The 22250-nt window shown below is 62.7% G+C and carries 18 protein-coding genes; 15 read left to right on the top strand and 3 right to left on the bottom strand.

Annotated features, from left to right (window positions below):
- From dnaE to ACT8II_RS05830, 11 genes are all read left to right on the top strand, one after another.
- A partial coding sequence (gene dnaE / locus ACT8II_RS05880; protein ID WP_443813312.1) for a DNA polymerase III subunit alpha occupies positions 1-2336 on the top strand: 2336 nt, incomplete at its 5' end.
- A 177-nt stretch (positions 2337-2513) separates the two neighbouring features.
- Positions 2514-2879 carry a desulfoferrodoxin family protein gene (locus ACT8II_RS05875; RefSeq protein WP_118653065.1) on the top strand — a complete coding sequence of 122 codons (366 nt, stop codon included), beginning with the start codon at positions 2514-2516 and terminating at the stop codon, positions 2877-2879.
- 196 nt (positions 2880-3075) lie between these two features.
- Positions 3076-5043, top strand: a complete 1968-nt coding sequence (locus tag ACT8II_RS05870; protein ID WP_443813310.1) for a hypothetical protein — start codon at positions 3076-3078, stop codon at positions 5041-5043.
- Positions 5044-5122: 79 nt separating this feature from the next.
- Positions 5123-5647, top strand: a complete 525-nt coding sequence (gene ruvC / locus ACT8II_RS05865; protein ID WP_118653069.1) for a crossover junction endodeoxyribonuclease RuvC — start codon at positions 5123-5125, stop codon at positions 5645-5647.
- Entirely contained in the window at positions 5644-6270 is a 627-nt protein-coding gene (ruvA, locus tag ACT8II_RS05860) for a Holliday junction branch migration protein RuvA (RefSeq protein ID WP_443813308.1), read from the top strand. The genes ruvC and ruvA overlap by 4 nt, the downstream gene beginning before the upstream one ends.
- The gene (gene ruvB / locus ACT8II_RS05855; protein ID WP_294122818.1) at positions 6270-7337 is read left to right on the top strand and encodes a Holliday junction branch migration DNA helicase RuvB; all 1068 of its coding nucleotides are present in this window, start codon (positions 6270-6272) and stop codon (positions 7335-7337) included. The genes ruvA and ruvB overlap by 1 nt, the downstream gene beginning before the upstream one ends.
- Before the next feature lie 65 nt (positions 7338-7402).
- Positions 7403-9070, top strand: a complete 1668-nt coding sequence (locus ACT8II_RS05850; protein ID WP_294122767.1) for a formate--tetrahydrofolate ligase — start codon at positions 7403-7405, stop codon at positions 9068-9070.
- A 136-nt stretch (positions 9071-9206) separates the two neighbouring features.
- On the top strand, positions 9207-10070 hold the full coding sequence (gene folD / locus ACT8II_RS05845; RefSeq protein ID WP_294122769.1) for a bifunctional methylenetetrahydrofolate dehydrogenase/methenyltetrahydrofolate cyclohydrolase FolD: 864 nt from the start codon (positions 9207-9209) through the stop codon (positions 10068-10070).
- Entirely contained in the window at positions 10070-11722 is a 1653-nt protein-coding gene (locus ACT8II_RS05840) for a C69 family dipeptidase (RefSeq protein WP_294122771.1), read from the top strand. The genes folD and ACT8II_RS05840 overlap by 1 nt, the downstream gene beginning before the upstream one ends.
- 101 nt (positions 11723-11823) lie before the next feature.
- Positions 11824-12291: a hypothetical protein gene (locus ACT8II_RS05835; RefSeq protein ID WP_118653079.1), complete on the top strand. Its 468-nt coding sequence runs from the start codon at positions 11824-11826 to the stop codon at positions 12289-12291.
- 79 nt (positions 12292-12370) lie between these two features.
- Positions 12371-14101: an ABC1 kinase family protein gene (locus tag ACT8II_RS05830; protein WP_443813305.1), complete on the top strand. Its 1731-nt coding sequence runs from the start codon at positions 12371-12373 to the stop codon at positions 14099-14101.
- Positions 14102-14310: 209 nt separating this feature from the next.
- Here the strand turns inward: ACT8II_RS05830 and ACT8II_RS05825 are convergent, their stop codons facing one another.
- The 3 genes from ACT8II_RS05825 to ACT8II_RS05815 are packed head-to-tail and all read right to left on the bottom strand — an operon-like array spanning position 14311 to position 17910.
- Positions 14311-15165 (bottom strand): methyltransferase domain-containing protein, encoded by an 855-nt coding sequence (locus tag ACT8II_RS05825; protein ID WP_294159781.1) that lies wholly within the window; start codon positions 15163-15165, stop codon positions 14311-14313.
- A 3-nt stretch (positions 15166-15168) separates the two neighbouring features.
- Entirely contained in the window at positions 15169-15705 is a 537-nt protein-coding gene (locus ACT8II_RS05820; RefSeq protein WP_118653085.1) for a GNAT family N-acetyltransferase, read from the bottom strand.
- A gap of 48 nt (positions 15706-15753) precedes the next feature.
- On the bottom strand, positions 15754-17910 hold the full coding sequence (locus tag ACT8II_RS05815; protein WP_443813302.1) for a methionine--tRNA ligase: 2157 nt from the start codon (positions 17908-17910) through the stop codon (positions 15754-15756).
- A gap of 150 nt (positions 17911-18060) precedes the next feature.
- On the opposite strand from ACT8II_RS05815, the gene ACT8II_RS05810 reads away from it, so the two are divergent.
- The 4 genes from ACT8II_RS05810 to glyA all read left to right on the top strand — a co-directional run.
- Positions 18061-18885: a DUF3267 domain-containing protein gene (locus ACT8II_RS05810; protein WP_443813300.1), complete on the top strand. Its 825-nt coding sequence runs from the start codon at positions 18061-18063 to the stop codon at positions 18883-18885.
- Positions 18882-19478, top strand: a complete 597-nt coding sequence (locus ACT8II_RS05805; protein WP_304292508.1) for an epoxyqueuosine reductase QueH — start codon at positions 18882-18884, stop codon at positions 19476-19478. Before ACT8II_RS05810 ends, ACT8II_RS05805 begins: the two co-directional genes overlap by 4 nt.
- A gap of 89 nt (positions 19479-19567) precedes the next feature.
- Positions 19568-20794 carry a tRNA preQ1(34) S-adenosylmethionine ribosyltransferase-isomerase QueA gene (queA, locus tag ACT8II_RS05800; RefSeq protein ID WP_304292507.1) on the top strand — a complete coding sequence of 409 codons (1227 nt, stop codon included), beginning with the start codon at positions 19568-19570 and terminating at the stop codon, positions 20792-20794.
- A 639-nt stretch (positions 20795-21433) separates the two neighbouring features.
- Positions 21434-22250: serine hydroxymethyltransferase (glyA, locus tag ACT8II_RS05795; RefSeq protein ID WP_443813299.1), on the top strand; the 817-nt coding region annotated here is incomplete at its 3' end.

Here is a 22250-nt window from a genome sequence, read left to right as displayed (position 1 = left end):
CCGAGAAGGTCACCCACGTCATTACGTACTCGACCATCAAGGCAAAGCAGGCCATCAACGACGCTGCGCGCGTGCTCGACTACCCGGTCTATATGGGCCAACGCCTGTCCAAGATGGTGTCGAGCGATCCCGGCGTCAAGCTCAAGCAGGTGCTTGAGAAGCAACCTGGCAAAGAGGACCTGTACAGCCCGGATTTCGTCGAGGCGTATCAGAAGGACGAGGACGCCCGCCGCATCATCGACACGGCGCTGTCCATCGAGGGCCTCACGCGCGGCGAGGGCGTTCATGCATGCGCGGTGCTCATCTGCCGCGACGCGGTGAACGAGCACGTGCCCACCAAGCTCGATACCAAGGGCGGTGTGGAGATCACCCAGTACGAGGGCCATACGGTTGCGGACATGGGCCTGCTCAAGATGGACTTCCTGGGCCTGCGCACCCTCACGGTCATCTCCAAGGCCAAGGCCAACATCAAGAAGAACTTCGGCATCGACATCGACGTGGACGCCATTCCCTTCGACGACCCCAAGATCTTCGAGCTCATGTGCGCGGGCCGCACCGCCGGCGTGTTCCAGGTCGAGTCCGCGGGCATGACCGCGACCATCAAGAACATGAAGCCGACCGAGTACAAGCACGTGGTCGCTCTAATCGCCCTGTACCGCCCGGGCCCTCTGGGCGCGGGCATGGTCGCGAGCTACATCAACCGCATGAACGGCAAGGAGGCGGCGGTCTCCTACGACCCTCGCCTTGACGGCATCTTGGGCGAGACCTACGGCACGATGGTCTACCAGGAGCAGGTCATGCTCATCTCGGTCGAGATGTGCGGCTTCTCCAAGGGCGAGAGTGACTCCCGTATCCGTAAACCCGTGGCCAAAAAGAAGATCAAGATGCTCACCGACCAGGTGTTCAAGTGGTCCGATGGCGAGGAGGAGACCATCTACGACCACTGGATGAACGGCGCGGTGCGCAACGATTACAAACGAGAGACGGCCCAAAAGATCTGGGACGACGTCCTTGAGTTCGCGTCCTACGCGTTCAACAAGTCCCACTCCGCGGGCTATGCCATCCTCGTCATGCAAACCGCCTGGCTCAAGGCCCATTACCCCAACGAGTACATGGCGGCGGTGCTCACCTCCTACACCGGCAAGACCGACAAGATTGTGCATTACGTCTCGGCGTGTCGCCACGACGGCATCGCGGTCCTGCCTCCGGACATCAACGAATCCGGCACCGAGTTCACGGCGACCGCCGAGGGAGTGCGCTTTGGCCTCGCGGGCATCCGCGGCGTGGGCGAGGGTGTGACCGAGGCGATCATCGCCGAGCGCGAGAAGGGTGGACCTTTCAAGAACCTGCACGATTTCGTCGAGCGCGTGGATTCGAGCCAGGCGAATCGCCGCGTGATCGAGGCCCTCATCAAGGGCGGCGCCTTCGATTCGACGGGGTATCCGCGCCGTCAGCTCATGCACTTCGTCGACCGCGAGAACCCCGAGAACATCATTGACGCCGCGGTGAAGCGCCAAAAGGACCGCGCGGCGGGTCAGACGTCGCTGTTCGATGTCTTCGGTGACGTCGAGGGGTCGGGCTTCGAGGTCATCGTCCCAGAGCCCGACGGACAGGAGTGGGACCGCCACATGAAGCTCTCTTTCGAGAGGGAAGTCTTGGGCATCTACGTTTCCGACCATCCGCTGCGTCCGTACGAGTACGCGTTGGCGAAGGCGCGCGAGTTCACCCTTTCGCAGATCGACACGGGTTTTGAGACCATGGGCCCCACGGGCAACGCCGTGAACCAGGAGATTCCCGAGGGTAAACCGTACTGGTGGGCGGGCATGGTGTCGAGCGTGGGCAAGCGTGTGACCAAGAACGGCGACCCCATGGCGATTGTTCAGCTCGAGGACATGGAGGGTGAGGCGACGGTCGTCATCTTCCCCAAGACGTACAAGCAATGCGAAGGGTATCTCTACGGCGAGGTGGACCCTGAGACGGGAGCGCAGCTCTCCGACGCCTTCATTCGTGTGAAGGGTAAGCTCGAACGCTCCGACCGCGGCGATCAAATCATCGCGCAGGAGATCGAGCCGCTCGTGCTGAACGACGAGAGCAATCGTCCCAAGGTGTTCGAGATCATGATTCCGAGTGCCCGGTTCTCGCAGTCCAACATGGCGCGTTTGGCGACAGTGCTGAGCACCAATCCCGGTGGAGACCGCGTCGAGCTCTTCATCGAGCAGGGCGACGGGCAGACCATGCGGGCCGAGATTCCCACGAGAGTCAATGCGCGCTCGATTCCGCTTATTGCCGAGGTCAAGGGCATCGTGGGCAACAAGGGCCGCGTAACGGTGATCTAGTCCCGGACTCCGGCGGCCTGCGCTTTCGATGCGTTCGCACCTCTATTCTGAGTTGATTGTCCCGGGGGTGCGGGACGATATGCCCCGCACTCACGGGACGACGCGTTACGTTGGAGCATATTTGGGCATACTATCCTTTGATTGCATCTGCAACGAAGTCTGAAAGGATCTACTGATATGGCAACGTTTTTCAAGAATGATGAGACGGGCAAGTTCCTCGCCGCCATCGATGCCGACATGGTCGCGCCCGCGGGGTATGCCGAGGTCGTCGCGAACTCGGTGGACGCCGCCACTGAGAAGCACGTCCCTGTAATCGATGTGCAGCGTGAGGGCCATGTCCTTAACGTGACCGTGGGCGAGGTCGAGCATCCCATGGAGGCCGAGCACTACATCGAGTGGATTGCGCTCGAGGCCGCCGGTCGCTTGGAGGTTCACTACCTCAAGCCCGGCCAGGCTCCCACCACCTTCTTCGCCGGCGGGGCCAAGACCGGTATCGCTTACGCCTATTGCAACCTTCACGGCCTGTGGAAGGCCGAGTTCTAAGGACTCGCTCTCTTAGTCGTCAGTCTGATGCAGGGGCCTGGCCCTCATGGTGCATCGCCGTCCGTCGGATGGGGGCACTGTGGGGGCCAGGTCCTTTGTCGTGCGGCTGCGAACTTCCAAGAGGGTATACTCGGTTGCATGCAATGTCCCGACACGCAGTCGGGGAACTCACGAACAAGAAAGATGGATTTCGCAGATGAAACTCGCACTTGCGCAGATACACGCTCGTCTCGGCGACTTGGATGGCATCTGCGCGCGCGTTGAGCAACAGCTCGCCATCGCCCATGAGGCGGGCGCGGACCTGCTCTGCCTGCCTTCGCCGCTCTTTTGCGGCGTCACGCCTGGCACACTCGTCGAGAGCGCTGACTTCGAGCACGATCTGCTATGCGTCCTGCAACGCCTCGCCCGCGTCGCCGACGACTTGGGAATGGCGTGCCTGGCGCCCGCCGTTCTCGCACTCGAGTCGGGTCAGCTGTTCGAGATTTTCATGCTGAGGAAGGGCCGCGTCGTTCCCTTGCGCCTCACGATGGTACGGCATCAGGAGATTCTGCCCGTATCGCCATGGAGCCCCCCGATCTTCGAAGTTGCCGGCACGAGGATAGCTGCCACCTTCGATGCCGCGCGCGACCTCGATTCCATTCCAAACGGGTGCGATATGGTCATCTTCTTCCCGGTGAATGGCTTTGACATGACCGATCCATCAACCACGGCCGTCGCCTCGGTGTCGCAGGGCGGTTTTCGTTCCGAGGTCGAGCGGGCGGGTGTTTGGTTCGCCTGCATGGAGCCCTTGGGTGGCTATGATGACGCCGTGTACACAGGCGGTTCCTTCGTCATGGATGACGGTGGCCGTGTGGTCGCGCAGGCCCCCTGTTTTGAGGAGGCCCTCCTTGTCCAGGAGGTGCGGCGCGGGGTGATGGTGGATGCGGTGGCACTGCACGATTTACCCATGTACCGCCGGGAGATCTGGTTGTGGGAGGCCCTTCGCCTGCATGTGCGCGACGCCGTCGCCGCCCATGGGTTTGGACGCGTGATCGTGCCTCTTGCCGGCGATCTTCCGAGTAGCCTGCTCGCCGTTTTGGCGGTCGATGCGCTGGGGCCGCGCAACGTCCTCGGCTTGCTTGTTGGCCATGAAGACGCCCTGACCTCTGCACAGGAGGTGGCCGAAGCCGAGCGCTCTGCCCTTGCGCGCGAGGTCGCCACGGGACTCCACATGCGCCTTCTCGAACGGACCGCCCCGAGCGCGACGCTTCTTGTCGATCGTGACGTTCCGGCTCCTGACGACTTGGGCATGCGCCGCGGCATCGACGCCCTTTTGTTGGTGGATACGGCCCGTGAGCTCTCTGCCCTCGTGCTCGCTCCCTTCACCAAGACCGATTACGCCCTGCGCGCGAACACGCTCGCAACGCTTCAACCATGTTGCCTCGCGCCTTTTGGCGACGTATATCTCTCCGCGCTCGAGTGGATCGCCAAATCCCATGCGCGGGTCTCATCCGCACTTCCCGATCGGCTGATGGGGTCCGAGGCGGTCTTTCGTGCCCAAGCCGCAATCGTGCGCGACGCGATCGGCCAGCTCAACGTGGACGAGTCGCTTGAGCAGCGTGCCCGTCATCTGTTGGAGTCGATCGATCCGGCTCAAATCGACGCGACGCTCGAGGCGCACGTCGATCGCAACGCTGCCATCGATTCCCTACCCCTGTCAACGATTTCTCCCGAGGCGGCTGCTTTGCTGCTCATGCTCGTGCGCCGCAATGAGGCCGGTCGCCGGATGCTGCCTTCTGCGCCCATCGTCTCGGCACGTGGGTTCGCCGAACGACTTTGGCCTGTGCAACTCGCCTGGTCCGATATGGGTACGCGTGGTGAGGAGCGCCTGCGCGCCTCAGATCTTGCCGAAGCGGAGTACCGTCGCATGGAGCGCAAGGGTTCGGAGCGTAGCGAGCAAGCGCGTGGCGAGATTCTCGGAATGCTCGGCGAGATGTTGGGGCTCACGCCCGAGCAACAGGCAGAGCTCATGAGTGAGGAAAGTCAGGAACGCATGCGCGAAGAGCTGCGTGAAATGGAGGGCAATCTGCGCGAGTTATTCCGGCGTATGGCGGAATCCGGAGAGGGTTCCGAAGGGCCTGCCGCGCCGCCCGCCAGTGGGTTCAGCTTCTTCTCCTTGAACTGAGGCCGCGCGAGTTTTTAGCGTACTGCCGTGTCTGCTCATGTTATAGTAGAACAAACGTTCGAACAGCGGGAGGGGGCGCATGGTCATCTTGGGGATCGATCCGGGCTTGGCGAATACCGGCTGGGGCATCATCGAGGAGCGCCGAGGTGAGGTGCGGTGTCGTGCCTATGGCTGCATCGAGACCTCTTCCGGGTCGGATTTGGCAGCCCGCCTCCGTCGCATCGCCGATGAGCTGACGGCCGTTGTCGACCGTTATCACCCCCAGCAGGCGGCTGTTGAGGGAATATACTTCGGGGCCAACGTCCGTTCCGCCATCCCGACCGCCCATGCACGCGGTGCCGCCCTCGTGGCCTGCTCGCTTTGCGGGGTTGAGGTGGGGGAGTACACCCCTATGCAAATCAAACAGGCGGTGGTTGGCACTGGATCGGCAGATAAAGCACAGGTGACCTACATGGTTCGCACGCTATTGCACCTCGATCACGACCCCAAGCCCGATCACGCCGCCGATGCGCTCGCGTGCGCCGTGTGCCATGCGCACCTGCAGCGCACCCAAGTGCTGACCGGCGGTGTGTTCGCTCAACAGAAGGGAAACCCGTACGCATGATCTCCCAACTTCACGGCAGCGTGCTCGAGGCCACGCCGAGCATGGTTGTCATCGATGTCAACGGCGTGGGATTCGAACTCGGCATTTCCGGTACGACCGCCGCGGCTCTGCCTGGGGTGGGCGGGGACGTTCGTATGTACACGCGCATGGTCGTGCGCGAAGATTCCTGCACGCTCTTCGGTTTCGCCTCCAAGGACGAGCGGACGATGTTCGACAGGCTCGTCGCGGTGAGCGGCGTGGGTGCCAAGCTCGCGCTCGCCGTGCTCTCCAAATTCAGCGTTCCGCAGTTGTACACACTGGTCATGACCGAGGACGACAAGGGCATGGCGACGGTGCCCGGCGTGGGGAAAAAGACCGCGCAACGACTGATTCTCGAGCTCAAGGGCGTGTTCTCCAAAGACCGTAGCCTCGCCGGCTCAGAGGCGCCCGGATCCGTCTCGCTTCCACTCGAGCTCGTCTCCCCGGCGGCTACTTCGCCCGTGGACGACGCCACCTCTGCACTTCTATCCATGGGCTTTACGCCTTCGGAAGTCTCCTTGGCGTTAGGCGGGTATGATGGCAGGGATATACGCGTCGAGGATCTGCTGGCCGCGGCGCTCAAACGCCTTGGAATGGATGCATGATGTGGGAAGTGGATGAATCGACCGATCTATGGGCCGACACGCCGGCGGCGCGGGGCTCCCATGGGGAGGGCGAGCGCTTCGTGACGGGTGAGCTCACCTCCGATGATCTCGATGTCGAGCGCAGCCTGCGTCCGCAGCGTCTCGATGACTATTGCGGGCAGGAGCACATCAAACAGAGCCTGAAGATCCTCATCGAGGCGGCTCAAACACGCGGTGAGAGTCTTGACCACGTGATATTCTCTGGACCCCCCGGCTTGGGAAAGACCACGTTGGCGGCGGTCGTCGCGAATGAGATGGGCGCGCAAATCAAAACGACTTCCGGTCCCGCCATCGCCCGTACGGGCGATCTTGCGGCGATCCTCACCAACCTGCAGCCGGGTGACGTGCTGTTCATCGACGAGATCCATCGCCTTAACCGTCAGGTCGAGGAGATCTTGTATCCGGCGATGGAAGACTTCTCCCTCGATATCGTGATTGGCAAAGGTCCGGCAGCTCGGTCCATTCGTCTGGACATCCCGCATTTCACCCTCGTGGGCGCCACTACGCGTTCGGGCATGCTCACGGGTCCCCTTCGCGACCGTTTTGGCATTTCGTTCAGGCTCGATTACTACGGCATCGAGGATCTTGCCGATATCGTGTGTCGCTCCGCGTCCATCTTGTCCGTGGATATCGACCGTGAGTCCGCAAAGGAGATCGCCTCACGCTCCCGCGGCACGCCGCGCTTGGCGAATCGCCTGCTCAAGCGCGTGCGCGATTACGCTCAGGTGCGGGGAGGCGGGAGCATCGACCTCGCTATTGCGCAAGAGGCCATGGCGTTTTTCGAGATTGACGAGCTCGGTCTCGACTGGATGGACATCCGCATTCTCGAGATGCTCTGCAAAACGTTTCGCGGTCGTGCCGTGGGCTTGTCCACTTTGGCGAGTGCCACGGGAGAGGACGCCAACACGCTTGAGGACGTCTATGAGCCTTATCTGCTGCAATGCGGCCTGATTGTCCGCACTCCGCAGGGACGCATGGCAACGCCCGTTGCCTTTGAGCATCTGGGCCTGGAGACGATTGCCTTGTGACGCTTCTGAGCTTCATGCCCGTGCTATGCTGAACAAGTTATTCCTCGTGCAGAAGGGACCTTGCCATGTTGACCGACATCGAGATTGCCCATTCCGTTGAACCGTGGCCCATCCAGCAGGTCGCCGAGGCCGCTGGGGTGGATCCTAAGCACCTCATCCCGTACGGCTTCGACAAGGCAAAGGTCGACTATTCGCTGCTGAACGAGCCTTCCGACCACGAGGCCAAGCTCGTGCTCGTGACCGCCATCAACCCCACGCCCGCGGGCGAGGGCAAGACCACCACGACCATCGGCCTGGCCGATGCCCTGCGCCGTCGCGGCGTCAAGAGCGCCGTGGCCCTGCGAGAGCCCTCGCTCGGCCCCGTGTTCGGCGTGAAGGGCGGTGCCGCCGGCGGCGGTTACGCGCAGGTCGTTCCCATGGAGGACATCAACCTGCACTTCACGGGCGACTTCCACGCCATCGGCGCGGCCAACAACCTGCTCGCCGCCATGCTCGACAACCACATCCAGCAGGGCAACGCCCTCGGCATCGACGTCAAGCGCATCACCTGGAAACGCGCGGTCGACATGAACGACCGCCAGCTCCGCCACGTGATCGACGGTCTGGGCGGCAAGGCCCAGGGCGTCCCGCGTGAGGATGGTTTCGATATCACCGTCGCGTCCGAGGTCATGGCGATTCTGTGCCTGTCCACCTCCATCTCCGACCTCAAGCAGCGCCTGGGCGAGATTGTGGTGGGCTACACCTATACCGGCGAGCCCGTGCGAGCCAGCCAGCTCAAGGCTCAGGGTGCCATGGCGGCCCTGCTCAAGGACGCGCTCAAACCCAACCTCGTGCAGACGCTCGAGCACACGCCCGCGTTCGTCCATGGTGGTCCGTTTGCCAACATCGCGCACGGTTGCAACTCCGTGATGGCCACCCGCATGGCCATGCGCTTCGGCGATATCGCCATTACCGAGGCGGGCTTTGGCGCCGATCTTGGCGCCGAGAAGTTCCTCGACATCAAGTGTCGCATGACGGGCATTCGTCCGAGTGCCGTTGTGGTGGTTGCCACTGCGCGTGCCCTCAAGTACAACGGCGGCGTTGCCAAGGCCGACCTCAACACCGAGAATCTCGATGCCCTGAGCGCCGGTATGCCCAACCTGCTGCGTCACGTCGACAACATCCAGAACGTCTATGGGCTGCCCTGCGTGGTCGCCATCAACCGCTTCCCGTCCGACACCGAGGCGGAGCTCGCGCTCATCGCGGAGGAGTGCGAGAAGCTCGGTGTGAACGTTCGCCTGTCCGAGGTGTGGGCCAAGGGCGGCGAGGGTGCCCTCGATCTCGCCGACGAGGTGCTGCGCCTGGTCGAGGAGCCGAGCGAGTTCCGCTTCGCCTACGAGGATGGCGCCGATGTCGCCGGTGCCCTCGAGGCGATCGCCACCAAGGTCTACCATGCCGACGGCGTTGACTTCACGCCCGCTGCCAAGCGCCAGCTCGCGGAACTGCGCGACAACGGCTTCGGCAACCTGCCGGTGTGCGTGGCCAAGACCCAGTATTCCTTCACCGATCAGGCGGCGATCCTCGGCGCGCCTGAGGGCTTCCGCATTACGGTGCGCGAGCTCAAGGTGAGCGCCGGTGCGCATTTCGTCGTGGCGCTTACGGGCAATGTCCTCACCATGCCCGGCCTGCCCAAGGTCCCTGCAGCCGAGAATATCGATGTTGACGACAACGGCGTGATTTCCGGCCTGTTCTAGTGGATGTATGAGGTGACGCGTGCCAAAGGGGGACGTATCCCTTTGGCACGCATGCCATTGGGGGACGTACCCTTTTGGCGCGCGCCCCTTGGCATGCGCGCGGTCCGATTATTCGATCTAAGAGAAAGCGACTTCATTGGCGACGATTATCGATGGTAAGAAACTTGCTGCCGACGTGCGCAACCGCGCGGCAGCCGAGGTTGAGGGCCTGACCAAGCAGGGGATTGCCTGCGGTCTTGCCGTGGTGCTCGTGGGAGACGACCAAGGCTCCGCCACGTACGTACGTGCCAAGCTTCGCGACTGCGAGCAGTGCGGCATCCCGTCGCGGGACTTCAAGCTTCCCGAGCAAACGACGCAAGAGGAGCTCATGGATCTCGTCGTGCGCCTCAACGCCGATCCGGATATCGCCGGCATCCTCGTGCAGATGCCGCTGCCGAGTCACTTGGACGCGGAGGCGGTCGTCGCCGCAATCGATCCAAAAAAGGACGTCGACGGCTTTCATCCGGAGAACCTCGGCAGGCTCGTGCGCGGTCTTACCGGCTTGCGTCCTTGTACGCCCGCGGGCATCATGGAGATGCTCGAGGCATATGGCATAGACCCGTCGGGCAAGAACGCCGTGATCGTGGGCCGCTCGTCTATCGTTGGCAAGCCCATGTCGCTCATGCTGCTCGCTAAGAACGCCACCATCTCCGTGGCCCACTCGCACACCGACCCCCGCGAGCTCGCACGGATTTGCCAGAGCGCCGACATCTTGGTCGCCGCGTGCGGCATTCCCAAGATGATCAAGGGGCCGTGGATCAAACCCGGCGCCGCCGTCATTGACGTGGGTATGGACCGCGATGATGCCGGCAGGCTCTGCGGTGACGTCGATTTCGACTCCGCCGAGCTCGTGGCAGGTGCCATCACCCCCGTTCCGGGGGGCGTGGGCCCTATGACGCGCGCCATGCTCATGAGCAATGTGGTGCTCGCCGCAAAACTACAACATGGTTTGGAGGACTAATGGCTTGTACAACTATTCTGGTCGGCAAAAACGCGAGCTACGACGGTTCGACCATCATCGCACGTAACGAGGACTCGCCGAACGGACAGTTCGAGCCCAAGAAGATGAAGGTCGTGCATCCCGAGGAGCAGCCCAAGACGTATACGAGTGTGCTTTCCCACCTCAGCTTCGAACTCCCGGATAATCCGATGCGCTACTCGAGCGTCCCGGATGCGCTTCCGGGACATGGCATCTGGGCAGCTGCGGGCTTCAACACCGCCAACGTGGGCATGAGCGCCACCGAGACGATCACGAGTAACGAGCGCGTGCTCGGTGCCGATCCACTTGTCGAGTACATCCCCGCTCAGGGCACCGAGGGCGAGGAAGGCTACGTTCCCGCCGTTCCCGGTGGCCTGGGTGAAGAGGATTTCGTCACCGTGGTCCTGCCGTACGTTCGCACCGCCCGTGAGGGCGTGCAGCGTCTGGGTTCCCTGCTCGAGCAGTATGGCACCTACGAGATGAACGGTATCGCGTTTTCTGACGAGGATGAGATCTGGTGGCTCGAGACCATTGGTGGTCACCACTGGATCGCCAAGCGTGTGCCCGATGACGCCTACGTCACCATGCCCAACCAGCTCGGTATCGACTATTTCGATCTTCTCGATGCTGAGGGCGAGCAAGTCGAGCACATGGCCAGCCCCGACCTTCGCCAGTGGATGTCCGAGAACCACCTGAACCTCACGAACGCGAATCGCCTTGAGCCCGAGGACATTTTCGACGAGGAGTATTTCGATGAGGATCTCGAAGACTTGGATGAGGACGAGGCGGACGCCTATGAGGAGTACGTCGCCGACCTCATGGACCTCATCGCCGACGTGCGCGAAGGTATGATCTCCGGCGAGATCTTCAATCCACGCGAGGCTTTTGGCTCCCATTCAGATTCCGACCATGTCTACAACACGCCGCGCGCCTGGTACATGCAACGCTGCCTCAATCCTCGCGACGGCTGGGATGGTCCGGATGCGCCGTTCAGCCCGGAGTCGGATGATATTCCGTGGAGCCGCGTGCCCGAGCGCAAAGTCACTATAGAGGACGTCAAGTACGTTCTTTCCGCCCACTTCCAGGGCACGCCGTACGACTGCTACGGTTCCAAGGGAACTCCTGCGAGCCGCAACGCCTATCGTCCAATCGGCATCAATCGCAATAGCCAGCTTGCTGTCTTGCAGATTCGTCCGTACGTGGCGGAGCCTCTGCGCTGCATCCAATGGATGGCCTTCGGTTCGAACGTGTTTAATGCCCTGGTCGCGCTGTACGCAAATGTGGATGAGTTCCCCGCGTATCTCTCCAACACCACGGAGCGTGTGACCACGGAGAATTTCTACTGGGCAAATCGCGTTATCGCCGCCTTGGCCGACGCACGCTTCCACGAGACGTCCGCCAAGGTCGAGTCGTACCAAGAGAAGGTCGGCGCACTTGGTCACAGGATGCTTCGCGAGACAGACCGAGCCGTGTCTGACCTCGCAAACGCCGATATCCCCGCCTCCCTTGCCCGTGCGAATGAGGACCTTTGTGAGACTCTCAAGGGCGAGACTGAGAAGCTCCTCGCGACCGTGCTCTATACCACGAGCTGTGCGATGAAGAACGGTTTCGCGATGTCCGACAACGAGCGTTAGCTTTTCGCACGCCAAAGGGTTTGTCCCCTTTGGCGTGTTTTGGGTACAAGGGATTCATCTGGATGCGTCCATGCGCACAAAAGAGGAGCAAGGAGGCTCTCATGGCTATCAAGTTCGAGGAGCTCATTAATGGAATGGTCAATGTCGGTTTTGGCGCCGCCGCCGTCACGGCCGAGAAGGGCAAGGAGATCTTCGAGGATCTGAACGCCCGTGGTGAAGAGGTGCTGCGCGACCTTAACTCGCGCGGTGAGCACGTTCGCCATGATAGAGAGACTCCCGATTTCGCGCGCTCCATGTCCGATATTTTCGAGCAGGCCGGCGGCACCTTCTCCGATGTCACCGAGCGTCTGAGCGAGCGGGGTGCAACGGCAGCGGAGCGCGTGCTTGACGAGCTGATTCTCGCTCGCGTGCGTCTGTTGACCAAGACCGAGCGCGTCGAGTTCATGGCGCATGTGCGTGACCTCATCGACTCGGTCGACGACGATACGGTGACCGTCGAGGTCGAGGACGCTGTCGTCGTCGACGCCGACGAAGCCGATCTAGGCGCGGACGAGGCTCGAGACGCGTAATAGGCGAGAAACCGATATGGCGAGCGAAGTGGAACAAGAACGGGATGCCCGCGGGCCCGCTGCGACCAAGGCGGCGGGTATGCCGCTGAGTCCCGACGACACGGTCAACCTGGAGGGCGTTGAGGAGGCACTGAGGACTTCTTGGCGCGCCCCCCGTGCGGTCGACCTGTTCCCCGAGGAGCCTGAGGCCATGGCCCCCTCGGAGGAATTCAAGCTTTCCTCCGAGGGGCGTCGCAAGCGCATTGGCGAGATTCTCGGCATAGTGCGGAAATACGAGGCATGGCACAATATCACGCCGCGCCGTTTGCGCTGCATGCTCGAGGACCTTGGCCCCATGTTCGTCAAGATGGGGCAGATTCTGGCGAATCGCTCGGAGATCCTACCGCAGGAATACTGCGACGAGCTTCGCCGCTTGCGCTCGAATGTCGAGCCGGTGCCGTTTGCCGTGGTGCATGATTGCCTCGTCGCCGAGTACGGTCGCCCCCTTAACGAGATCTTCTCCCATATCGACCGCAGGCCCCTGGGCAGTGCCTCGCTCGCACAGGTGCATCGTGCCACGCTCGTGACTGGCGAAGACGTTGCCATCAAGGTGCAGCGTCCCGGTGCCCAACAGGTGATGGCCCAAGATATCGACATCATGCGTTCGATTGTGCGCCATGCGTCGCGCTTTGTGAAAACCGACCAGTTCGTCGACCTCAAGGGCGTGGTCGAGGAGTTGTGGCAGTCGTTTCGCGAGGAGACGAATTTCCTCATGGAGGCCCGCAACCTCGATGACTTCCATCGCTTTCACGAGGGTTCGTCGTCCATATCCTGCCCGCGTTCCTACCTTTCGTACTGCACCGAGCACATCGTGGTCATGGATTATGTGGACGGCATCTCCATCGCCGATCCCGATCTCCTTGTCCGGGCGGGCTATAGCCTCGAAAAGGTCGGGGCGTCCATTGTGGACGATTACGCCACGCAGGTGCTCGAGGACGGTTTTTTCCATGCGGACCCCCATGCGGGGAACATCATCGTGAAAGACGGGGTCGTCTACTTCATCGACCTCGGCATGGTCGGTCGCATGTCGAGCCATGACCGCGGAATCGTCAAGGATATGATCTACGCCGTTGCGTCGGGTGACGTCCCTAAGCTCAAGGATTCGCTCATGCGTTTCGCGGTGACGCGCGGGGACTCATCGGAGCTCGATCACTCGACCTTCTTGACGGACCTCGATTTCATCGTCGCCGATTTCGCCAGTCTGGATTTGAAGGACCTGGACATCGGCGAGTTCCTCACGTCGCTCATCAGCTTGGCGCGCAAGAACGACGTGGAATTGCCCAGCGTGGTGACGATGTTCGCACGTGGCATGGTGACGCTTGAGGGGTTGCTCACCGAGTACATGCCCGATGTGAACATGATCGAGATCATCACCGACCACATTCGACATGAAAAGAGCTCGTACCGTCGTGCGCAGGAGGCTGCCGAGGAGCTCGCGGGAGCCTCCTATCGGGCACTCAAGGGTCATCTCGAAATGGCGGAGCAGCTCGGCTTGGCGTCGCGTATGCTCACCCGCGGCCAGCTCAAGATGAACATGCAGGTCCTTGGCAGTGAGCAGGTGCTGCGCCGTGTGGGCGGCATCGTCGACCGCATGTCGATGGCAATTGTGATCGCCGGACTGTTCATTGGCTCGTCGGTGGTTTATTACGCCAAGATCGAGCCGGTCATTTTCGGCATTCCCGTCATCGGCTTTTTTGGGTATACGAGCGCGTTGGTTTTGGCCCTCGGTTTGGGCCGCGAGATTTGGCGCAACGGCCACGCCAAGAAGTGATGCGCGGGACTGCCGCCCGGGGTGGCGGGCATACAGTTCCCTGCTCGGACAGTCCTGCTCGCGCGAAGGCCCCACTGGGGCCTTCGGCTCGTGCGGAACTCGCATGGGACTGTATGCCCGCCACCCCGGGCGGCAGCAACCGACTTGACGGAAGGGGCGTTTGGGCTGCTAAACGCCTTTTGTATCCCCTAAGGTTGCGTTGTTGGGGCCTACCTCGTCTCCTGCCCATGTGGACGGGCGCAGAGGACTTCGGCATCGACGGTGATGTTCGTCAGCTTGTCGAGCTCGAGTTCATCGGGGTCCATGCCGAAGGTTACGGGGCTCATGCGAACGAGGTCACGCGCGAGTTCGGGTGAAACGTAGCTCGTTTGCGTTACGCGTGCGCGGGTTGTCAGTTCCATATGGCGGGACAGGTGCTCGGCGACACCATGGTCCTGCATTGCGGAGTGAGCAAGTCTATCGCAGGCGAGATCGCGCAGCTCGTGCATATGGTCTGGTCCGGGTATGACTTTTACGAGCATTCCGTCGTGTTTGAGAATGCGCTGGAATTCGGTGTAATTTGCCGGCGTGAACACATTCAGGACAACATCGACGGAATGATTTCGGATCGGCATGTTCGCCAGGTCTGCCACAAGCCAGCGCTCGGCACCACCGCCACGAGCGGCGCAGCGGATGGCGTCCTTGACGATATCAATGCCGATGCATGTGCCGCAGAATCTCGATGAGATGGCTTTAAGATACGAGCCCTCCCCGCACCCCGCATCGATGATAATCGGGTCGTCAGGCAGGTCGAGATTCTCAAGCGTCTGAATAAGCGCTTCGTTCAGGATGCGATAGACCTCGGCCTCCATGACGCGTTGACGACTGGTGAAGAACGCCTCGTCGTACCCCTTGAGGGGTCCTTGCTGGGGGATAAGGTTGAGAAATCCCTTGGATGAGATCGCAAAGTCGTGGCCACGCGCACAGCGCAGCGAACACGTTATTGCGTGCAGGCGCTCATGGCAGAGGGGGCATTGCAGGAGCGATGCGATATCGAGGTGCTTTTGGATGCCGGGGCGTGCCATGGGCTATAGCAATTTCTCGAACGCGATGCGCAGCGGGTCGGCTTCGCCCTCATAGGGGAGTGTGATGACGCCGCAGCGCGTATATCCGCATTTGGTTGCAAGCCCCTGCAACGGGAGGTTCCTCTCGTGCGTGTCGATGCGCAGGCTTTTCATGCCGTGCTCGCGCGCGATGCATTCACCCTCGGCAAACATGGAGGTCATGACGCCGCAGTGCGCTGCCTGCGCGCGTACCGCACAGCGGTGGATGACGCCGTAGGTGGGGGAGTTGGAGGAGGATTCGGTCAGCCATGCGCCATCGATGGCGTCGTAGGTCTTCTCGCCGTCAAACGAGAGTGCCATGACGCCCAACACTGTGCCGCCCTCATCGACAGCGACATATGAGGCACCGTGAGCCATATCGTCTTCGATATCGATGCGATCCGGATACTCGCCCTGCCATTGTGGGATATCGAGCGCGGCCAGGGCAGCCTTGCCGTCCTCGAGGGCGCGCTCGGCCGCCTCGACGTCTTGCGGGAGCGTTTGGCGTATGGTGAATGCCATGGGGGTCCTTTCGAGTGTGGACACGGGCGCGGCGCGCACCTCGACGGTTTAATACTGGCTCGGGTGCTTCTCGAAGAAGTCGAAGCGCGGCGGCAACACCTTGATGGCGTGCGTACCCGCCTGTTCGCCCAGCTCGGCTACGAGCTCGTCGCAGGTCTCGAAGATGTGCTCCCAGCTAAAGAAGACCTCTGGTGCGATGGCAAAGTGCTCGCAGATCTTCTCGCAGCCCGAGGGCACGATGCCGTGCATGAGGACGGTGGCGGCGCGCAGCTCGTGGAAGGCGTCAACGAGTGCTTGCGTCATGAGTTTATCGTCCTCGGCGTTCTTCGCCGCCTTGCTCGCGTCGCTCCAGCGCTTGTTCGCGGCGCGGAGGAACTCGTCGCACACGCCGAGGGCGTGGTGCAGCTCGAAGGTGTGCATGGCCTGCTCGAAGGCGATAATTGCTTGCTCGGTTTCGGCGATGACCTCGTCACTGGGGGTGCCGGCGGGAATGCAGCCGGTGCGATACGAAGCCTCATCGCCCTCTTTCACCGCGACACCGTAGAAGCACGAGCGGGCCAGACGGTTGAAGACGCCCGTGAGCATCGCGCCTTCCTTGAGGACGGGGTCGATCACGCGCTTATCGTTGCAGGCGAGGATCTCGGTGCCGTCTTTATCCTTGCCGCTCACGCGCGTGTCGAAGGCCTTGGGGCTAAAGCTGACGGGCTTTTCTCCTAGGCCAAGTGACAGCCAGTGGGCGCGGAGCTGCTCGGGCGTGTAGTGCTCGAGCATCTCGTGGGCCAGCGGGGGCGGGGTCTGGGAGCTCGAGCTCGCCTTCTTGCCCATGTAGAGGATGTGGTAGTTGGCCGCGACGCAGGACTGCTGCATGTTCCAGTCGAGCGCCTCCCACATACCGGATTGCGCGATGCAGTAGAAGTAGATGTTGTCCTGGCCGATGAACTGGTACGCGCGCGCGTCCTCGCTCGCCCACCAATCGCGCCAGTCGAGGCTGGCGTGCGTGTACTCGGGCTCCGCCATGATCATCGCGGGGGCATCGCCCACGAGCTCGGCATCGGAGACGGCGCATTCGGCGAGGTTGGAGGGGTCGACGCCCCCGGCCTCGAGTTTGGCGGCGTCGCGCGCGAGCACCGCGCGGGTGAAGCTGATGGGCGCCCACAGGCTCTCCGGCCAGACCCAGCAGGTGAGGTCGGTGCAGCCGCAATCGTTGGGGACGGGCACGCCCCACTCGACGTTGCCCGTAATGCGGAAGGGGACGAGCGCTTTGCCGGAGCGGAAGCGCACGCCACCGGCGTTGAGCATCTCATGGGCCTCATCTCGCTCGCGCCAGCTGGGGAACGCGACGGTGAAGGAGCTCTTGTTGCCCTCGGGCTCGATGACGGTGTGGGCGGGCAGTTCCCCTTCGATGGCGTCGAATGCCTCGCGGAACTTGTTCTGGATGTAGAGCTGAGCCGGATTGAGCCACTCCTCCATGGTCTTGGAGACCACCGAGCGCACGGTGGGGTCGTGCTCGAGCTGCTCGGTGTACCCCTTCAGGTACTCGAGGTACGCGGGAAGGTCGAAGTAGAGGTTGTCGACGGGGACAAGTTCGGGCGCCTCGCCGGTGAGGGCGCTCTTGGGGGCGATGAGCTCCTCGGGCTCGAACTGGTGGCCGAGGTCGCACTCGTCCGCATAGGCCTTTTCAGACTTGCAGCCCTGGATGGGGCAGCGGCCGAGCACTTGGCGGCCGTTGAGGAACTGGCCCGCCTTCCTGTCGTAGAACTGCTTGGTCGAGCGCTTCTCCAGCGCGCCCTTCTCATGTAGGCGACGGATGATCTCGCTGGTCACGCGCTCGTGGATGTGCACGGCGGGCTCCAGCGCGCTGCCGGCGTACAGGTCGCAGGACACGCCGAAGCTGGCAAGGTCGGCTTCCTGGCTGTCATGGTTCTCGCGCACGTAGTCTGAGATGTGCTTCTCGTAGTCGTCGGCCTCTCGGCGTTTGCGGAAGCCCTCCATGATGGGGGAACCGTAGCAGTCGGTGCCCGAGACGAAGATCACGTTCTCGCGACCCAGGCGGTCGCGCAGGAACCGGGCGTAGAAGTCGGCGGGCACGAACACGCCGCCCACGTGGCCGAAGTGCAGACCCTTGTTGCCGTAGGGCATGCCGGCGGTGACGACGGCGCGCTTGGGCCAGGCGGGACGATCGGCGCGGGTGGGCTGTGTAGTCATGGCTATCCTTCTTTCGGCTGTGTTCTCAGTCGTTGGCGTGCGTTTGCGTTCGGGTGAGGCGAGGACGTGGACGTGGAGTCGAGTAGTCGCCACCCGGAGTAACCTCACATTATCGCACAGGTGTCCGCACGAGGCGTTACACTTAGGAACATGAGAAGAATTGGAGACATACACGTATTTGAGGACGATGCGTTTCTTCGCTTCATGCGCAGGGCGTCGGGCTTTACGGTGCTGGCGGGCATCGCCGCGGCTGTGGTCTGGGGCCTCGGCATGAGCACCCTGCACCGCGTCCTGGGTGCTCCCGTGGTGCCTTTCGAGCTTGGTGCCATGTTCGGTTCTTGGGGCAATGGCATCCTGGGGGTGGAAGGCGGGCAGAAGTTCCAGTTGTGGTGGTGGATCCTGCTCGTATTGGTTCCCCTTGCCTCCCTTGGTCTGCACGAGCTTGTGCACGCGTTCTTTTTCAGTCAATTTGCTCCACCAGGTTCTCGGGTGACCTTTGGGTCCAACTGGGAGATGGGCATGATTTACGCGAGTGCCGAAGGGATTATGTATACGCGAGACCAATACCTGGTGATCGCGCTTGCCCCGAGCATCGTCGTTTCTCTGCTGCTTATGGTCTTGGGCATGGGGCTCAGATGGCCCTTGTGGACCGTCATTGTGGTGACGGTACATTTGACAGGCTGCTCAGGCGACTGGGGCTATGTGCGTGCAATCAGGAACGATCCCGCCATCGCGTATTGCGAGGACACCTCGTACGGCGTCGCGTTCTATGGGATCGATCACGTTATTTCGCGCCCTACCTTCTGCACGCCCGCGGAGAGCAGCGTCGGAGCAGGCGGAGTGGCCAGGGCAGACGAGGTTGCCGGAGCTGCCGGGGCTGCCGGAGCGGATGGAGTAGATGCTGGCCGTTGTCCCGCTTCGCTTTCGGAAGATGACAGGGGCTTTACCGTTGTCGAGGGAGGACGCCGTTCATGACCGCCCTGCTATTGCATGCCTGCTGCGCCCCGTGCTCACTCGAGCCGGTTCGTTTGCTTGTGGAAGAGGGCTTCGAGCCCACCATTTGCTGGACGAACCCGAACATCCAGCCGCTGACCGAGCATGAGAAACGGCTTGAGGAGCTGCGCCGCTGGGCTGCGGAGAACGGCATCCCGCTCATCGAGGCCGGTGACGACCGCGCCCGTTGGGACGCCTCCGTCGCGCGCCTGGGCGCCGATCGCGAGCGGCGCTGTCGCGCGTGCTACGCCCTGCGCCTCGCGGAAGCGTGTCGCGTGGCACAGCGTGAAGGGTTCACACATATTGGCACCACGCTCGCGGTGTCGCCGTACCAGCTGTTCGACACATGCAACGACGTGCTGGAAAAGCTTGCCGCGGCACACGGCCTCACGCCGGTGATCCGCGATTTCCGCCCCTGGTACCCCCAGGCCACGCGGCGCTCCCGCGAATTGGGTATGTATCGGCAGAACTACTGCGGTTGCCGCTTCTCGGCCGCCGAGGCCGCCCTCGACCGCGCCCGCCTGCGCGATGAACGAAAAGCGCAGAAGGCGAGGCGCGTCGCATCCCAGGGATAAGGCCCACTGAGCTGCGCTATCATGGACGGCTGTTCGACAACCCGACTGCTCGGCCTTGGCCACGCGGCTCTCATGCGAAAGGCGACTCCATGCGCACCGATGATTTCGATTACAACCTTCCCGACGAGCTGATCGCCCAGGCACCCGCCGAGCCGCGCGACTCCTGCCGTCTGCTGGTGCTCAACCGCGAGCTCGAGGGCGGCGCGCCCCGCGCGGGCGATGCCGTGGCGCTCGAGCACGGCGGCTCCGTGGAACATCGCCACTTCTACGACATCCTCGATTACCTGGAACCCGGGGACCTACTGGTGGCCAATCAGACGCGCGTCATGCCGGCGCGCCTGATCGGCAAGAAGCCCACGGGCGGTGTGGCCGAGACGCTGCTGCTTCGTCGCCGCGAGGACATCGACCCGCTCGGTCATGTGTGGGAGTGCCTGGTGAACCCCGGCAAGCGCCTCAAGCCCGGCAACGTGGTCGAGTATCGCGAGGGCGGCCTCCTCGCGCCGGAGGGCGCGCCCGTCGTGCTCACCGCCGAGATCATCGATTTCGTGGACGATTCCAAGGGCGGACGCCTGGTGCGCTTCGAGCCCGCAGGCGAGAACGGGGACGGCTCGCCGCGCACGCTCGACGAGGCCATCCACGCGGCGGGACATGTCCCGCTGCCGCCTTATATCACGAGCTACGAGGGAGACCCCGAGAAGTACCAGACCGTGTATGCCATGAGCGAGGAGCACTCCGCCGCCGCGCCCACCGCGGGCCTGCACTTCACGCCCGAGCTCATTCAGCGCATCAAGGACAAGGGCTGCGGCTGGGCTGCGGTCGAGCTCGAGGTGGGCATCGACACCTTCCGCCTGGTCGAGGAGGACGACCCCACCGAGCACGTCATGCATACCGAGCGCTACCACGTGCCCGCCGAGGTCGTCGAGGCCGTGCACGCCGCCAAGGCCGCCGGTCACCGCGTGATCGCCGTGGGTACCACCGCCGTGCGCTCGCTCGAGAGCGCATGGGACGCCGAGGCGCCCGCGAGCCGCCCCGCGTGCACGGCGCGCGGCTTCGAGGGCTGCGCGGACGGCGCCGATGTGTGCGGCAAGGGCGACATCACGGTGCGTGAGGACGCCACCACCAATCTCTACCTCATGCCGGGGTCGACGTTCCATGTGGTCGATGCGCTCATCACGAATTTCCACGTGCCGCGCTCCACGCTCATGATGCTCGTCTCGGCCCTTGCCACGCGCGATCAGGTCATAGACGCCTACGAGGAGGCCGTGCGGGAGGAGTACCGCTTCTTCAGCTTTGGCGATGCGATGCTCATCGAGTAATCTGTTTGAGGCACAGTTCTGTATGCCGTCTACGGATGAAAAGCTACCGTTTGCGGTTGAGTGGCCTCATTCATGAAAGACCAATGGTCGTCGGGGCATAAGCAGGTTGTACTAAAAGAGTCGCAACGTTACCGCGACCGAGACGGGAGGTGTGTCCGATGGGTTTTGAAGATATAGCAGCTTTCGGGCCCGCCGCTTGCGATACCGAGATCGGTTAGATGTGAAAAGCGAGCGTTCGCGCCGTTCTTTAGTTCCACCGGTTGGTTGGTAAGACGATCGAAGAGGGAACGCACCGGCAGGCTCGATGAATTGGATAGCCCCATCCCAGCGGTAAGAGATAGCGGGTGAGTCCACCGTAGGATTTGTAGAGGCGGCGGCATCGCGAGGAGCGGTGCCGCCGCCTTTTGTCATATGCGGATGCAACCGGGACGGGCTCTGCTCCGTGTTGGGAGCTCTTGTCCAAGGCGGTCATTTGGCATCGGCCTCCCACGGACCCGTGGCGCGGCGGTCGCCTGATTGCCAGTTTGTTGCGGCTTCGCCGCCTGCCGTTGCGGAGGTATCCATCCGGGGGCTTTTGGGTACGGTAGGTCATGTGCATAAACAGTGCCATTGAAGTGTCATTTAAAGATTGGAGCCCCCATGACCGAGTTCCGCATGACGCACCTCGCAGATTCCGACCCGGCCATCGCCCAGGCGATAACCGACGAGCTCTCCCGCCAGCGGGGGACCATCGAGCTCATCGCATCGGAGAACTTCACGAGCCCCGCAGTGCTCGAGGCGGTGGGCAGCGTGCTCACCAACAAATATGCCGAGGGCTATCCCGCGCATCGCTACTACGGTGGGTGCGAGCAGGTCGACGTGGTCGAGGACCTCGCCCGCGAACGCGCCTGCGCCCTGTTCGGCTGCAGGTTCGCCAACGTGCAGCCCCACTGCGGCGCCAACGCGAACCTCGCCGCGTACGCCGCCCTCGTCGAACCGGGCGACACGATCCTGGGCATGAGCCTCGACCAGGGCGGGCATCTTACGCACGGCAGCCCGGTCAACTTCTCGGGCAAGTTGTACAACTTCGTGCCGTACGGCTTGGACCTCAAGACGGAGACCATCGATTACGAGAATCTTGAGCGCTTGGCTGAGCGCGAGCGCCCTGCGCTCATCGTCGCGGGCGCCTCGGCGTATCCGCGCGTGATCGATTTCGAGCGCATGGCCGCGATCGCCCATGGCGTGGGCGCGCGCCTCATGGTGGACATGGCCCACATCGCCGGCCTGGTGGCGACCGGCGCCCACCCTTCGCCGTTCCCGCATGCGGACGTCGTGACCTCCACGAGCCACAAGACCCTTCGCGGTCCGCGCGGCGGATTCATCCTCACCAATGACGAGGAGCTCGCCCGCGCCATCGACAAGGCGGTGTTCCCCGGCACGCAGGGAGGCCCGCTCATGCACGTCATCGCGGGAAAGG

Origin of the sequence: Collinsella sp. (assembly GCF_052346665.1) — a bacterium.
Lineage (GTDB): Bacteria > Actinomycetota > Coriobacteriia > Coriobacteriales > Coriobacteriaceae > Collinsella.
The sequence above is the reverse complement of the archived record's forward strand: the minus strand, read 5'-3'. Positions and strand labels throughout refer to the sequence as shown.